11 protein-coding genes and 2 pseudogenes are annotated in these 15,126 nt (G+C 63.8%); all 13 read left to right on the forward strand.

Going from position 1 to position 15,126, the window contains the following annotated elements:
* Positions 1–236 (forward strand): annotated as a pseudogene (locus tag ABLA28_RS06650) (hypothetical protein); the annotation flags it as partial.
* 302 nt (positions 237–538) lie between these two features.
* The gene (locus tag ABLA28_RS06655) at positions 539–2,200 is read left to right on the forward strand and encodes a hypothetical protein (RefSeq protein WP_347713006.1); all 1,662 of its coding nucleotides are present in this window, start codon (positions 539–541) and stop codon (positions 2,198–2,200) included.
* Positions 2,201–2,525: 325 nt separating this feature from the next.
* Entirely contained in the window at positions 2,526–3,617 is a 1,092-nt protein-coding gene (locus ABLA28_RS06660) for an iron-containing alcohol dehydrogenase (RefSeq protein WP_347713007.1), read from the forward strand.
* Positions 3,618–4,368: 751 nt separating this feature from the next.
* Positions 4,369–5,331 (forward strand): GTP-binding protein, encoded by a 963-nt coding sequence (locus ABLA28_RS06665; protein WP_347713008.1) that lies wholly within the window; start codon positions 4,369–4,371, stop codon positions 5,329–5,331.
* 25 nt (positions 5,332–5,356) lie between these two features.
* Positions 5,357–6,025, forward strand: coding sequence for a corrinoid protein (locus ABLA28_RS06670; protein ID WP_299298825.1), 669 nt, complete (start codon positions 5,357–5,359; stop codon positions 6,023–6,025).
* A gap of 131 nt (positions 6,026–6,156) precedes the next feature.
* Positions 6,157–7,209 (forward strand): uroporphyrinogen decarboxylase family protein, encoded by a 1,053-nt coding sequence (locus ABLA28_RS06675; protein WP_347713009.1) that lies wholly within the window; start codon positions 6,157–6,159, stop codon positions 7,207–7,209.
* Between the two features lie 297 nt (positions 7,210–7,506).
* Positions 7,507–9,309, forward strand: coding sequence for an ASKHA domain-containing protein (locus ABLA28_RS06680; RefSeq protein WP_347713010.1), 1,803 nt, complete (start codon positions 7,507–7,509; stop codon positions 9,307–9,309).
* Positions 9,310–9,344: 35 nt separating this feature from the next.
* Positions 9,345–10,142 carry a uroporphyrinogen decarboxylase family protein gene (locus tag ABLA28_RS06685; RefSeq protein WP_347713011.1) on the forward strand — a complete coding sequence of 266 codons (798 nt, stop codon included), beginning with the start codon at positions 9,345–9,347 and terminating at the stop codon, positions 10,140–10,142.
* Positions 10,143–10,293: 151 nt separating this feature from the next.
* On the forward strand, positions 10,294–11,364 hold the full coding sequence (locus tag ABLA28_RS06690; protein ID WP_347713012.1) for a uroporphyrinogen decarboxylase family protein: 1,071 nt from the start codon (positions 10,294–10,296) through the stop codon (positions 11,362–11,364).
* Between the two features lie 132 nt (positions 11,365–11,496).
* Positions 11,497–12,558: a uroporphyrinogen decarboxylase family protein gene (locus ABLA28_RS06695; protein WP_347713013.1), complete on the forward strand. Its 1,062-nt coding sequence runs from the start codon at positions 11,497–11,499 to the stop codon at positions 12,556–12,558.
* A 198-nt stretch (positions 12,559–12,756) separates the two neighbouring features.
* Complete coding sequence (gene yedF, locus ABLA28_RS06700) at positions 12,757–13,344, forward strand: sulfurtransferase-like selenium metabolism protein YedF (protein ID WP_314718459.1); 588 nt, start codon at positions 12,757–12,759, stop codon at positions 13,342–13,344.
* A gap of 64 nt (positions 13,345–13,408) precedes the next feature.
* On the forward strand, positions 13,409–14,605 hold the full coding sequence (locus tag ABLA28_RS06705; RefSeq protein WP_347713014.1) for an aminotransferase class V-fold PLP-dependent enzyme: 1,197 nt from the start codon (positions 13,409–13,411) through the stop codon (positions 14,603–14,605).
* A 183-nt stretch (positions 14,606–14,788) separates the two neighbouring features.
* Positions 14,789–15,062: pseudogene (locus ABLA28_RS06710) on the forward strand (transposase); the annotation flags it as partial.
* Between the last annotated feature and the right edge of the window lie 64 nt (positions 15,063–15,126).

A 15,126-nucleotide genomic window follows, 5' to 3' on the forward strand; every position in this document is an offset into this window, starting at 1 on the left:
CTCCATACCTGCGCCGCGCCGTCTACCTGGCGGCTAACGCCGCACGACGCTTCGATCCTGTATTCAAGGATTTCTATGACAGGATGATTGCCAGGGGCAAACATCCCAAACAGGCCTTAGCCGCCGTCGGCACAAAACTTCTTAGGGTAATTCACGCCGTCATGACTTCCCAGAAACCCTACAATCCACAGAAACTTTTACCCCCTGCTGCCAAAATTTCTCAACTAAACCCTTGACTTTTTCTAGCAGGTCTTTGCCCTGGGGCGCCCAAAGAGGAAACTTTCTTATGTTCGCCCCTTCATGTTCGACTGATACAACACTGATGAGGCTAATACTTCTTTTCGGGAAAGTCAACACCGGTTCGATTTCCCGGGTGCCGTGGCGATCCGGCTGCAAAAGGCCCGTTCCTGAGGCGCCGTTCCGTGCGGAAGGTTCTTTTCATGGCCCGAACATGCTAAACTCGCTTATGGCGCAACCTGCCGGGAGCGGGGTACGCGGGGCACGATCCCCAATATCGGCGACCGAAGGAGTGACAAAGATGAACGAAGCGTGGAACGCGCCCGAAAACGGGTATTCCATCAGCCGATTTGCGCTCTGGGCGTGGATACTCTCGTTTGGCCCCACGTGGGGAGATATCCTTCTGAGAATTGCCCGGTGGGGCGATTCGAGTTCCAGGGGCGGGGAGCAAGGCGTCTGGCCGCTGTCCGTCCTGGCGGCAGCCGCCGCGGTTGCCTTTCCCCTGCACCTCCGGCGAGACCGTCGTGCGGCTCTGGCCCTGAGCATTGGGGTTGGCGTCTATGAGCTTCTGGATCAAGGTCTCTACTTCTATTTCTCCTACCTTGCCAACGAGGACTTGGAGTCCCTGCAGGGGGTATTCCGCCTGGAGTACCCGGGGCATTGGTGGGTCTATCGGTGCCTGTGGCTTCCCCTCCTCGCGGGCGGCTACCTGGCGCTGCGCCGGAACCGACGCGCCTGGCCGCTGCTCTGCATCGGTGCAGCGGGCGCTCTGTACCAACTTGTTGACAGTCCTTTTCTGCGTTATGAACTACAGTTTCCCACAAGGGCGTTATTAGAGGTTTTTGACATAATGGGCTACGCTTCCGCCATCGCCGCGTTCCTGTTTGCGTACCTGGACGCGCGTTCTTCGAGGCCGGTGCGGTTCGGTGAGCTTGGCCCCGGCGAGCTCGAGTCCGAGGCGGTCGGCGGCCTCCCGGGGGCGTCGACGCTCCGAAGGAGGCTCCGACGGCTGCTTCTGGCGAGCACGATCCTCGTCTGCCTCAACGAGTTCTTCGGCATGGGCGGCCTCCTGAGGACGCTCCTGTCAGTGACGGCATACGGCAGTATCGGCATTTGCCTCCTCTCCTGTCTTCTGCCCTGCGCCGCATACCTCTATAGCCTGGCCCCGTTCGCCTCGCCGAGGGTCCTTGTAGCCTATGCCTACTATGAGGCTTTTGTATGCGTGGTATGTTCTGGCACGTCAGCGCTCCGTGCGCTCGCAGATGTGTCCACAATGATGAAAATCGGCACGAGGACACTCTATATCTTTTTTTTCTTGGGGAGTGTCCTCCTGGCGATGCTATTCCTGGCCGTCCTCCATACGGGCCGCCGCCTGGACGAACGGTCCCGAGCCGCCGGGGCGGAGGAGTCCTCCCTTGCGTGGAGCGCCTACGCCATAGCCTTCCTCTATCCGTTGGCGGACTGCTTCTATTGGGTGATGACGTGGGCCGATTTGAAACAGTATCAGGGTACCTTGGGCTTAGGGACACCTCTGCCGTTCCTCAAGGCCTTGCTCGTCATGCTCTGCCTGTTCCTCCTCCCGAGGAGGGATCGCCGCTCGGCCCTGGCCGCAAGCGCGGCCGCAGGTGCGTCCCTCCTGATCGGCATAGCCACCGTCATCCTCCTGTGGATCCACCAGGTGGAGCTCCGTTTCTGGCTGCTCTCTCCGTCATGGTGGGTCATGCGGATATTCCCGGCCTTGCTCATCGTGGGCGGGTACCTGGCGCTCTATCGAAGACGCTGGGCGCCCCTCGTGCTGACCGCGAGCGCCGCGGGCGCGCTGTGGTCCCTGTGGGGATACTGTTCCTCCTTCAACCCGAATTCCATGCGGATAGATATCCGCACCACTCTGGTGATCGTTCAAGACGTTGCGCCTCTCCTCGCCTGCATCCTCGCCTGGTGCGACCGGCGATCGGGTGGGTGAGGGGAAATCCGCCGATCCGCAACCTGAACGCTGACATGGCATCCCTATCGTCTGAGCGGGAAAGGTATCGTGTTTTCGGCGGGCGCTTCCGATGCCGAAGGACCTGAAGTCGGCCTGATAAAATGGGGCAAGGCGAACAGCGGATATTTTGCATATTATGAATTTGCATATTATGAAGATGTATTTTTTGTTTAAGTCAGCGCTTCCTGGCGGTCTGATTGGGCGGGGGTTGCCGGCGTCCGGGGCCTTTGGGGCGCAGCGCAGGAAATCCTCTTGATGGGGCGGGAAGGGCCGTTTGCCCTTACGGAAAGGGAAAGGCGTGGCAGTGATTACGACAGCGGATGTGCAGGGGGAGTACAAGTTCGGGGCCGGCCGCTACTGGCAGATGCCGAATGCTTTGGATTTGATCGGGGCGGAGGCGAAACGCCTGGGGACGAAGGCCTGCGTCACTGGAGGGGAAACGGCGCTTGCCCTTACGCGGGAACGCCTGTCTTCAGGATTGGACGCGGCGGAGATACCCTGGGTGGAAGAACGGTACAGCGGCCCCGCCAGCGCGGCAAAAGCCGCCGCGGTCGCGTCTGTGGCCACGGAAAAGGGCTGCGACGTCATCGTTGGCGTGGGGGGCGGGCGAGCTCTGGACCTGGCCAAGGCTGCGGCGGCCCTGCTGGGGGCGCCGGTGATCACGGTGCCCGCTTCGGCGGCGACCTGTGCGGCGTATGCGCCGCTGAGCGTCCTCTATCATGAGAACGGCGCCTATGATCATTGCGTCTGGCACGAAAGGGAGGTCGATGCGGTTCTGGTGGACATGGAAATACAGTCCGCCCAGCCTCCGCGCCTGATGGCGTCCGGGATCCTGGATGCCATGGCCAAGTACCTGGAGATCTCCAACGGCCGGGCCGAATTGAACCTTCAGGAGGTCCCCATCGCCATGCACAGTGCGCACTCCTTTGCGCGATACACCTATGAAGCGCTGGAGCGTTATGGGTACCGGGCCGTGCAGGATTTGAAGGAAGGGCGCCGTACCAAGCCGCTGGAGGATACCGTGTTCTTGAATATCGCATTGACGGGGATGATCAGCGGCATCACGAAGGGCAGGGGGCAGACATCCGTGGCCCATGCCCTGTACAATGCGGTGCGTACGCATTTTTACCTGGAGTCCAGAAATTTTCTGCATGGAGAAATCGTGGCCGTAGGCCTGCTGTCTCAGCTGTTTTATAACGAGGACGAAGCGCGGCTGCCCGTTTTGAGAGACTATATGCGGCGTCTGGGCATGCCCTGCTCCCTGGAGGAGATCGGTATCCGCCCGTCGGAGAAGAATCTGGAGGTCCTGTATCGCGATATATGCCAACAACAGTTTATGGTGCAGGACGAGGCTCGCCTCACGCGTTTGAAAGCGGCTCTGAATCTGATCCGATAAGGGGCGGAGCTCCGGGCGAGCGGCAGGGCTGGTGGCGGATGTCCATGCCTTCAGGCCGTCGGTGAAACGGGAGAATTTGAAATCGTGATACTTTTCCCGGTAGAGGCAGTATGCCCCCCTTCTTGGGCACGGAGCGCGTCATGGTGAATCCGCTTATGGGGTGACATGATCACAGAACAACAACAAGCCCCCACAACGTGATTGACATTCTCCCGAGGGTAAGGTATAAACAACCTCGAATGGCCCTGTCGATATCGTCTGGAGAGGAGGAAGGCTCGAGTGCGGCATTGCGGATTCACCTGAGGAGTGGGCTTGGATGCACGGGATGCATGCCGTGAAGGGATTCCTTCCTCGAAGGGATCGTCCGTTCGGGCCGAACTCTCCGGAATTTGATCGAAAGCTGATCAAGCTGTGACGTGCGCGCCTCGGTGCGCCGTCATCGTCCCTTTTTGAGGAGAGGCTGCCTGCGCGGCCTCTTCTTTTTTTATCCCTTTCCGTTACGGCTTCCCTCACATACTTTTTCCTTCGTCTCTCCGTCCTGGAGGTCTCGGCGGGATCGGCCGTCGCCTTCGCCGCGGCTCTGCAGGGGTGGTGGGGCGTGCGCCTGAGCGCCGCGGCCCTCGTTGCGGGGACGTTGTGCTTCGTCCCGCATACCCCTTTACGGATTGCCGGAATCCTGGCGTCGTTGGGGCTCGGCTGTGCGTCCCGCCGGGGCTGGAGGGTTTTTCGTCAAAGAAAGCGGGGTGCGTAAATGAAGGTTCTCGTCGTATCGGGATTTCTGGGCGCGGGCAAGACCACGTTCATCCGTGAGCTGGCGCGCCGCATCAAGGGGTCCGTCGTCGTCCTTGAGAACGAGTTCGGGGAGGTGGGGGTCGATGGCGACCTCCTGGCGGACGTCCCCATCGAGGTCGTCGAGCTGGCCCAGGGCTGCATCTGCTGCACCATGAGGACGGACTTCCTGCGGGCCGTCGACGAGATCGAGCGTCGTTTCCACCCCGACGTCCTCCTCATCGAACCCACGGGGGTTGGGTCTTTGAGCCTCATCCTCTCCTCGCTCTCGAAGGGGGTGGGGGCGGGCGTCTCCCTGGTCCCGCCCGTCACGGTCGTCGATGCGGAGTCCTTCGGGGATTACATCGAGGTCTTCGGGGACTTTTACCGGGACCAGATCGCGGGTGCGGCGACCCTGGTCGTGACGAAGTCGGAGGCGCTGCCGCCCGAGGAGCGCGACGCGGTCCTGAGGGCGCTTGCCGACATGAACCCGAAGGCCGGGATCGTCCTTCCCCCCTACGCGGAGCTCCCCTCGGAGTGGTGGGACGGCCTCCTCGGCGCGGAGGCGGCGGATATACCCGCGCCGTCCGAGGGGGTGGCGGCTCTCTCGCTGGAGAGCCTGGGGTTGAAGGACCTGAGCTTTCGGAGCCGCGAGGACCTGGAGGGCCTTCTGGACCGCCTGGCCTCCAGGACGCTCGGGCGGATCTACAGGGTCAAGGGGCTGGCCCCCGTGGGCGGGGAGTGGCTGCGCTTCGACGTCGTGAACCGAAGCCGGACGATCGAGGCCTGGCGTCCGGCGGATGGCTCCAAGATGGCGCTGATCGGCGAGGATCTGGACATCCCCGGCATCGGTATGGCACTGTGGGAGTTCCGGATGCCGAGCGCCCCGGAGACGGGGGCGTCCGGCGCCGGAGAGCACGGAAAAATCCGAATCGAAAAATCTTAACGAAACAGAGGCGATGATCGTGTCCATGAGCAAGGAAGAGTATCTCAAGAGCCTGTCGGACTGCGTTTTTGAGATGGAGGACGAGAAGGTCGTGACGGTTGCGGAGGAGTATCTCCGCGAGGGACACAGCGCCCTGGACGGGATCAACCTGGGGCTGGTCGACGGCATGAACCGCGCGGGCGCGCTCTACGAGCAGGAGGAGTATTTCGTCACGGACCTGCTGCTCTGTTCGGACGCCATGTACAACGGGCTGGACGTGCTGAAGCCGCACCTGCAGAGCGAGACGGCGGAGGGCGAGGAGCCGATCCCCGCCGTGATCGGGGTCGTGCAGGGCGACACCCACGACATCGGGAAGAACCTCGTGAAGATCATGTTCGAGACGGCGGGCTTCACGATGTACGACCTGGGACGGGACGTGCCCATCGAGGCCTTCGTGGACAAGGCCCAGGAGGTGAACGCCCGCCTGATCTGCCTGTCCACGCTCATGACTACGACGATGATCGGGATGCAGCGCGTGGTGGAGCTCCTGAAGGAGCGGGGGCTCTACGGCAAGATCAAGGTCATGATCGGCGGCGGGCCCGTCTCCAAGAACTTCTGCGACAAGATCGGGGCGGACGCCTATACGGGAAGCGCGATGGAGGCGGTGCGCGTGGCGAAGATGCTCCTGAACGGGGAGCCGATCCCGGCCTCATGAGCCCGTTCCTGCAGTCTTTGGGGGTTCTGATTGGGATTCCAAAGGGACTTGTCCCTTTGGCGGGTCCAGGGCGAGGCCCTGGAATCTTTTCCGTGCGGCATCATTGAGCACTGGGGCAGGGAGGGAACGGCGTGAACGAGAAGGAGAGGCTTCTTGGGGTACTCGGCGGGAAGGCGATTCCCGAGGTGCCCTGCATCTGTCCCGGCGGGATGATGAACGCCATCGTCGTCGATCTGATGGACCGGTGCGGCATCGCCTGGCCGGAGGCCCACACGGACCCGGTCATGATGGCGGAGCTCGCCAGGGCGGTGTACGACCACGAGATGTTCGAGAACTACGGGGTGCCCTTCTGCATGACCGTCGAGGCGGAGACCCTGGGCGCCCCGGTCGACATGGGAAACCGGGAGTGCGAACCGCACGTCTCGGGCTACGTCATCGACGGGGTGGAGCGGTGGGCGGAGCTCCCGGAGCCCGACCTGGGCCGGGGGCGGGCCCGCGTCGTCATCGAGGCCATCGAGCGGCTCAAACGGACGGGGAAGGAGGGCGTCCCCATCATCGGCAACCTGACGGGCCCCCTCAGCCTGGCGACGTCGCTGGCGGACCCCATCGATTTCTACAAGTCCCTCCGGCGCAAAAACGAGGCTGCCCATGCCCTGATGCGGAGGGTGACGGACATGTTGACGGCGTTCGGCACGGCTCAGGCCGCCGCCGGGGCCGACGTCCTGGCGATCTCCGACCCCAGCGGGACGGGCGAGATCCTGGGTGCACGGTACTTTCGGGAGTTCGCCGTCCGGTACCTCAACGATTTGATCCGCGGGGTGCGCTGCGCGTTTCCCGACATGCGCTTCATCGTCCACATCTGCGGGCAGATGAAGAACGTCTTCTCCGAGCTGAGCGCGGTGGAGGCGGACGCCTTCAGCTTCGACGCGATGGTGAACCTGCGCGAGGCACGGGAGCACCTCGCGCCCCGAAGGATCATGGGCAACGTCAGCTCCTTCGGCCTGGCCTTCGCCTCCGAGGCGAAGGTTCAGGCCATGGCCCGCTCCGCCCTCAACATGGGGTCCGACATCCTGGCGCCGGCCTGCGGCCTGGGTACGCGGTCGGACATCCGCTCCATTCAGGCCCTTCTGAGGGCGGCCAAGCGGAATCGGGAGGAGGAGGAAGCCCTCTTATGCACGATCTGATTCCATTTCTCAATCATCCGCATGCTTCGTTTAAGCAGGTGGCCAGCCCTCTGCGGCTTTTTCGAGCCGCAGATGCTGTGCCAATCGCTTACGTCGACACACGGCACAGCTGCCGTGCTGTCGACGCAAGTAGGGGCTCACTCGATTGCTTCGCACCCCCCCAACCCTTTGTATGCCTGATAAAGCCCCCAAGTAACTCGCACGACTCCTACTTCCGTCGGCTCCCTGCTTATCCGCGGCGGTTCGCAAAAGCCGCCTCGCCTACGAATGATTAGAAACGGAATGAGGGAGTCGGATATGAAACTTACTCTCAAAGAGAGTTCAAAACAAGACCTTTCTCTCTCCGTCGTACCGGGCGAGACTCTTCTGACGGCCCTGCGGTCTGCGGGGCTGCCGATCAACGCGGCCTGCGATGGGCGCGGGACGTGCGGCAAGTGCAGGGTCCGGGTCCTCGGGGGCGGGACGGGCCCCGTCTCCGAGGGGGAGCGGCGCTTCCTCTCCGAGAAGGACCTGGCCGACGGCGTGCGCCTGGCCTGCTTCGTCCGGCCGGAGGCGGACCTCGAGGTCCAACTCTTCGACGCGCAGGAGAAGGGCCACCCGATTCTGACGGACGGGTTCGTCCCCGACTTCATCTTCGATCCGCCCCTGCGGCGGGAGAGTATCACCTTGGAGCCGGCGTCCCTGGAGGCCCCCCTGTCGCTGGACGAGCGTCTGGCCGGGGCGGCGGGCCTGGAGGAGGTCCCCCTTGCCGTCCTGCGGCGTCTTCCCTCCGAGGAAACGCGCTTCTCCGTCCTGACCCACGACGGGGAGTTCCTCACGGCGGAGCCCGAGGGTAAGGACGGGGAGGAGGGGGTCTTCGCGGCGGCGGTGGACATCGGGACGACCACGGTCGTCGTGTCGCTCATCGACATGGGGACGGGGCGGGAGCTGGGCAGCGCCTCCGACGTCAACCCGCAGAAGGAGCACGGGCAGGACGTCCTGACCCGGATCACCTGGGTCCAGGAGGTCGGGATGGAGGCGGTCCTGCAGATGCAGCGCGAGATCGTCCTGAAGCTGGAGGAGCTGCTCCTCTCCATCTGCGTGGAGCACGCGGTCCCGCCCCGGCGGGTGTTTCAGCTCAGTGTCGGCGCGAACGCGACCATGACGCACCTCCTGCTGGGCGCCGACCCCCGCTCCATCGGATTGTCCCCCTACGCGCCCCAGCTGCGGCGCGCCCGGTACGAACGGGCCTCGGACCTGGGGTTCACCCGCATCCATCCGGACGCCCGGGTCCTCTGCCTCCCGCAGATCTCCTCGTTCGTCGGGGGGGACATCGTCGCCGGGATCGTCACGGCGGACCTGACGGAGGCGAAGGACAACGTCCTGTTCATCGACATCGGGACGAACGGCGAGATGGTCCTGTCGCGGAAGGGGGAGCTTTTCGCCGCGTCCTGCGCGGCGGGGCCGGCCCTCGAGGGGATGAACATCAGCTGCGGGATGCGCGCCCAGGAGGGGGCCGTCGAGGAGGCGGCCCTGAAGGACGGGCGTCTCTCCCTCACGGCCATCGGGGGAAGGGAGCCCATCGGCCTCTGCGGCAGCGGGATCCTGGCCGTCGTCCGGGAGTTCCTTGCGGCCGGCCTGATCACGAGCCGCGGCAACATCGCACGGGCGGAGGAGGCGACTCCCGAGCTGCGCCATCTCATCGGCGCGTCGGAGGGCAAGCGGAGCCTCGTCCTTCGCGAGGGGGACACGCCCCTGGTCCTGACGCAGAAGGACGTGCGCCAGATCCAGCTGGCCAAGGGGGCCATCCTGTCCGGGGCCCTCTGCCTGATCGAGGCGGCGGGGCTGACGCCGGATACGATGGACCGGGTCGTCATCGCGGGACAGTTCGGCAAGCACCTGGCCCCGGAGAGCCTGGTCGGCGCGGGGCTGCTCCCCGCCTCCTTCGGGGACCGGATTCACTACATCGGCAACTCCAGCAGGACGGGGGCCTACCTCTCCCTGGTCTCGCGGGAGCATCACCGGAGGATGACCCAGGGCATCCGCGAGGTGCGCTACATCGAGCTGAGCGTGCGCCCCGGCTACGAGCGGACGTTTGCCGAGGCGCTGCTGTTTCGCTGAAGCGCCGCTGTTTCGTTGATAAGGGAGGGTAGGACATGAAGATCTATCAATGCAAGTCGGAGGACGCGCCGAGCCTCGTCCCCATTCTGGAGGAGCTGGGGGTGAGCTACGAGGAGACCCTGAGGGATGGGGCGGCCATGGCGCGGGCGGCGGAGAGGGTGCGGGAGGTAAACGGCATGAAGCACGTCGTCGTCCCGCTGTCGGAGTGTCTGATGACGGCCTGTCTCGGGACGGCCATCACCTGGGACCCGGAGCTGGGGGACCGGGTGGCGAAGGAGGTCTTTGCCGACTGGTCGGAGGCGGAGTCCTTCCGGCCCGAGTCCATCCGGCGCGAGCTGCTGGACCCCCTCTTCGAGGCCATAAGAATTCTGAAGGAACGGGGGGCCCAGGTTGTCGTCGGCGCGACGGGGCCCATCGCCCTGCTCTCGGGGCTCCTCCCGACGGAGGTGGTCTACCGGGCCATGCCGAAGCAAAAGGAGCCCTTCCCGAGGCTCCTGGGCATCGTCGAGGACTTCATCTCGGAGCACATCGCGCGGGTGGACGCCCTCAGGCCGGAGCTCATCTACCTGGCGGATTCCGTCGGATCCCTGGACCTCGTGGGGCCCCGCCTGTTCCGTCAGGTCTCCGGGCCCAGCTACCTGCGGGTCCTGAAGCGCGCGGAGGGGCTTGCGACGCCCATCTACATGTGTCCCAAGAACATGACGTCGCTCTTCTCCGTGGGGTTTCTCGAGAAGGCCGCGGATGGGAACCTCTGCGCGGGGCCCTGCCTGGCCCGGAAGTTCACGGATCTGCGTTACGGAAGGTGCCGGATCGCCCAGGAGGCTCCGCTATAGGCTTCAGACGGTGTCCCGAGCCCTGTCGTCGGGCAGGAGACCGATGGATAATCTCGAGACGCCCGCTCTGCGATCTGTGAAGTTCCATTCGCCTCGCGGAGCGATACGGAATGGAACCTGTTGTTGAAATCGATCGATGGGGGAATTTGTCGTGCATAAAGATGATCGAATGACGCCGATGGAGAGGTTGGGCGGGTTCATGTCGGGGCAGGAGATGGACCGAATCCTCGCTATGCCCCTCATTTGCTCCATGTCGGGAAAATGCGCCGGGATGACGCACAAGGAGAAGCGGGCCACGGCGGAAAGCGAGGCCCATTGCCAGATCGAGGGGTACAAGCGGTTCGGCAACGACCTCTTGATAAGCGAGTATGGCTTGCACACCGTGGGAAAGTCTCTGGGGAGCGTGATGAGCGACCCCGACGACGCAGTCCCCGCGATCCTGAGCCATGTCCTGAAGGACCTGGCCGATATCGATCAGCTGGATTTCGAAAGGGTGAGGCTGAAGAACAGCGTCGATTTTCAAAAGCACCTCGACTGCGCGCGGATACTCATCGATAAACTGGGGAAAGAGGTGCCGACGGGCACGCTCATATCCGGCCCTCTGACGGCAACGGCGAGCATCTATCCGATAGAGAAATTGTTGAAGGCGACCCGCAGGAACCCCGACGGGGTGCACAGGCTCATGCGTCTCTGCACCGATGCGCTGAAGGAGATTCACAACGAATTTATCGCCGTCGGTTCCATGATCCTGTTCTGCGAGCCGATCGCTTCGGGGACCATCATCGCTCAAAAGGATTATGTCGAGTTCGTCCTTCCCTATACGATAGAGTTGATGGAGAACATTCATGCCCGCAAGGGCATCGTTTGCTATCATATCTGCGGAGACACGAAAAAGATAATTCCCGAGATGATCAAGACGAAACCCGATATGATCAGCATCGATAACCGTGTGCCCCTCTCCTTTGCGAAAGAACTCGTGCAGCCGTACATGCCTCTTGTCGGGAACATCGATCCTGTGGAAACCATGATTCTGGGGACGCCGGACGATGTGGACCGGGCCGTGTTGAAATGCATCAGGGAAGCCTACGACAGCGAAAACGGCTACGTCCTGTGCACCGGCTGCGATCTGAACGGGGATGTGCCTCTTGAAAACCTGGATGCGTTCATGGCTGCCGCCAGGAAGTACGGCAAACACCCGATCGGCGCGTCCAATTGGGAATAGAGGGTCATACGGCGAGAGTCGGTGCGGCTGCCGATTTGGCGGGATGAAGCTATGCGTATCTCACTCCCGCAACGAATTTTGTTGGGGGGATCGGAGCCATGGCTTTGAATCATCAAAAGGAGTGTGCGAAGGATGAGCCAGACGACGCAGGGCGGGCCCGAGCGGCTCAAGGTCTCCATCTCGATGGGGGAAACGGCCATCACGCTCTTCGGCGTGAGCACGAGGGACTATTACTTCGATTCCGACGTCATGGCCGACGTCGAGGCCCGGTTCTGGGAGCGGTTCCAGCCGGACGGCGCGGGCATCTCGCTCACGCTGAGGGGCATGGCGGAGGCCATGGGCTCCGAGATGTTCTACAAAAACCACTGTATCCCCAGCGTGAAGACGCCGCGGGTCCGGAAGCCCGAGGACGTGTATGAACTCAGGGTTCCCGACCCCCTGAAGGACGGGCGCCTGCCCATCGTGCTGGAGGGCCTGGCCAAGCTGAAGGAGAGGCTTGACGGCAGGACGGGCGTGGGGGCCGCGATGGCCGGGCCGGTCAGCGTCGCCATCGCCGTCTGCGGCGCGGAGAACTTCCTGCGCTGGACGCGCCGCCACCCCGACGAGATCCGGCACATGATGGAGATCATCACGGAGGGGAACAACCGGTACATCGACGAGCTGGGCAAGCGGGGGATCGTCGGGCTCTCCTTCTCGGACCCCGTGGCCTCGACGGACCTCCTGGGCCACAAGCAGTTCCTCGAGTTCTCGCTTCCCTACTTCACCGAGAACGTGCAGCACGGCGGCAAGGTGCTGGGGAAGTATCCCGGCACCCACATCTGCGGGCACACCAGGGGGATCTGGGAGGACATCGTGGGGGCGGGGATCTCGTCCTTCAGCGTCGACAACGTGGAGGACCTGGCGGAGGCCAAGGAGGTCATGGGGAGCAGCGTCGTCCTCATCGGGAACGTCCCTCCGGTCAACGTCCTGAACCTGGGCAAGGAGGAGGACATCAAGCGGTCCGTGGCGGAGTGCATCCTGAAGGCCCACGACTCCCCCAAGGGGTACGTCCTGGGCTCCGGCTGCCAGGTGCCGCTCTTCACCCCGGCGGAGAACGTCGAGGCGTACATCCGATGGGGCAAGGAGCTGGGGAAGCTGCCCATCGACACCGAGAGGCTGCGGCGCATTGCGGAGGGGGACGGGACCGCCGTCTGAGGACCGGCTATAGGGGATTCCCAAGGGACGAGTCCCTTGGGCGGGTCCAGGGCGGAGCCCTGAGTTTTTATTAAGGAAGCGGCGGCCCCGGCAAGTTTCTGACTCGAAACAGGCAAGCTGGGGTACCACCGGGGGGCTTTATGGAATCAATGTTTTCTTATTGAATTGTCACTTCTTACTTCTTAGGAGGGATTTTTTATGATTACGGTCAATGCTGTGGGGAAGGCCTGTCCGGAGCCGGTCATCATGACCAGGGCCGCGGTGGAGAAGGGGGCGGCGGAGCTGGAGGTCCTGGTGGACAATGCCGTCGCCGTCTCGAACGTCACCCGTTTCCTGGAGGGCCAGGGTTTCCGGGTGCAGCATCAGGAGAACGGCGGCGAGTTCAAAGTGACCGCCCGGAGGGAGGGCACGGCCCCCGCTGCAGGCCCGGCTCCCTGCAATCGGGGCGGCGCCCGGCTTGCCGTCCTGATCGCGGGGAAGACCCTGGGGCGCGAGGATAAGGAGCTGGGCGAGGTGCTGATCAAGGGCTTCCTTGGCACGCTCTCGAAGCTCGAGACGCCGCCCGCGGTGCTGGCCCTCATGAACGAGGGGGTCAAGCTGGCCCTGCCGGATGCCTCGACCTGCGACCACCTGAAGGACCTGGAGGGGACGGGCACGAAGATCCTGGTGTGCGGGACCTGCACGAACCACTTCGGGATCACCGAGCGCGTCGGCGTGGGGACAATCTCCAACATGTTCGAGATCCTCGAGGCCGTCACGGGGGCGGACAAGGTCCTGAGCGTCTAGCGGGTTCGGAGGTCCGCAGGCGCCCCATCGCATCCGCAAACTTCGATTTGAGGAGGGGTTTGAATTGGAGAGAAGTCTTTCCGGATCGTCGGTCTATCTGAACAACGCGGCGACGACCTGGCCGAAGCCGCCCTGCGTGGGGGAGGCCATGGCGCATTTTCTGTCGTGCGGCGGGGCCAACCTCGGCCGCGGGACCTCCTCGTCCCGCGACATGGGGACCCTGAACGCGGTGCTGGACTGCCGGATTCGCCTGGCCGCCCTGCTCGGGGGGTATGAGGGAGGGGACCCGCGGTACGTCACCTTCTGTCCCAACGTGACGGAGGCGCTGAACGTCGTCCTGCGCGGTTTCCTGCGGCCCGGAATGAGCGTGCTGACCTCCTCGATGGAGCACAACGCCGTCGTCCGGCCCTTGAGGGCCCTCGAGCGGTCCGGGGTGGCGGTGACGTTCCTGCCCTGCGGGAGCGACGGCGCGCTCGATCCCCAAACGCTCGCGGACGCGCTTGCGGCGCGGCGGTACGACCTGATGCTCCTGGCCCACGCCAGCAACGTCTGCGGCACGGTGCAGCCGCTGGGTAGGGTCGCGGAGCTCTGTGCGGGGGCGGGGGTCCCCCTGGTCCTGGACAGCGCCCAGACCGCGGGGGTGCTCCCCATCGACGCGGCGGCGCTGGGGCTCGCGGCTCTCTGCTTTACGGGACACAAGGGCCTGATGGGCCCGCAGGGGATCGGGGGCGTCCTCTGGCGCCCGGACTTCGCCGCGCGGGTCGAACCGCTGGTGGCCGGGGGGACCGGGAGCTATTCCCATGTCGAGACGCAGCCCGAGGAGCTTCCCGACAAGTTCGAGTCCGGGACCCCGAATCTGCCGGGGATCGTGGGGCTCCACGCGGCGCTGGGCTGGATCGGGGAGACGGGGATCGAGAGGATCGCCGAGCACGAGCGGGAACTGGGCGGAAAGCTGCTCGAGGGGCTTTCCCGCGTGGAGGGCATCCAGCTCACCGGCAAGGACGGCATGGAGGGGCGGCTTCCGGTCTTCTCCTTCAATATCGAGGGGCTGGACAACGGCATGCTGGCCGACGCGCTCTCGCGGGAGGGGTTCGAGACCCGGCCGGGGCTGCACTGTGCCCCCATCGCCCACAGGACCCTGGGGAGCTTCCCGCAGGGGGGCCTGAGGGTGTCGCCGGGGTACTTCACGACGCCCGGGGAGCTGGACGCCTTCCTCGAAGCCCTGCCCGCGGCCGCGGAGCGACTGAGGCAGGAGGCGTGAGAAGCAGCGCTGGGGAAGCCGAACCCGCTTCCCCAAGCAAGCTATAGCGTGGAGCGACCGGAAAGCGCCCCCGACGCGACGGGTTGAGGGCGCTTGGATCAACCTCGACCGCGGAGAGCGGCTCGGTCCGAATTTCTGTAGGTACAAGCTGGCGGCTCTGAAAGAGGAGATTTTCGGGCGCATCTTCGGGAAGAAGGGGAGCTGTTACTGGAGAAATGGTATTTCTGGGCTACGCACAGTCGCCCGAGTGCGATGGTTGGAGCAGCCCGCACGATCAGGCATCACCGGGACGGAGTCCTTCAGTGGTTTGAGTCCCATCGACAACGGCATTCTTGAGGGGATCAACAGCTCGAGCCAGGCCTGTAAGGCGAGGGCCGGAGGCTACAGGAGCAATGAGAACCTCATCCCAACGATTTACCTCATCGCAGGAAAACTACAGATAGGCCTACCCACTTAAAAAATGAGGAGCCCTTTTTCGGAGGGCTCCGTCCGTAGAAAACTCCATGAAGGATCGGCCCCAT

The organism is uncultured Fretibacterium sp. (assembly GCF_963544685.1).
Classification (GTDB): Bacteria; Synergistota; Synergistia; order Synergistales; family Aminobacteriaceae; genus CAJPSE01.

Excerpts from the sequence above, each read along its gene's own strand:
- ABLA28_RS06695 (WP_347713013.1), top strand. The coding sequence starts at position 11,497 with ATGAGCCAGACGACGCAGGGCGGGCCCGAGCGGCTCAAGGTCTCCATC.
- yedF (WP_314718459.1), top strand. The coding sequence starts at position 12,757 with ATGATTACGGTCAATGCTGTGGGGAAGGCCTGTCCGGAGCCGGTCATC.
- ABLA28_RS06680 (WP_347713010.1), top strand. The coding sequence starts at position 7,507 with ATGAAACTTACTCTCAAAGAGAGTTCAAAACAAGACCTTTCTCTCTCC.
- ABLA28_RS06670 (WP_299298825.1), top strand. The coding sequence starts at position 5,357 with ATGAGCAAGGAAGAGTATCTCAAGAGCCTGTCGGACTGCGTTTTTGAG.
- ABLA28_RS06655 (WP_347713006.1), top strand. The coding sequence starts at position 539 with ATGAACGAAGCGTGGAACGCGCCCGAAAACGGGTATTCCATCAGCCGA.
- ABLA28_RS06685 (WP_347713011.1), top strand. The coding sequence starts at position 9,345 with ATGAAGATCTATCAATGCAAGTCGGAGGACGCGCCGAGCCTCGTCCCC.
- ABLA28_RS06665 (WP_347713008.1), top strand. The coding sequence starts at position 4,369 with ATGAAGGTTCTCGTCGTATCGGGATTTCTGGGCGCGGGCAAGACCACG.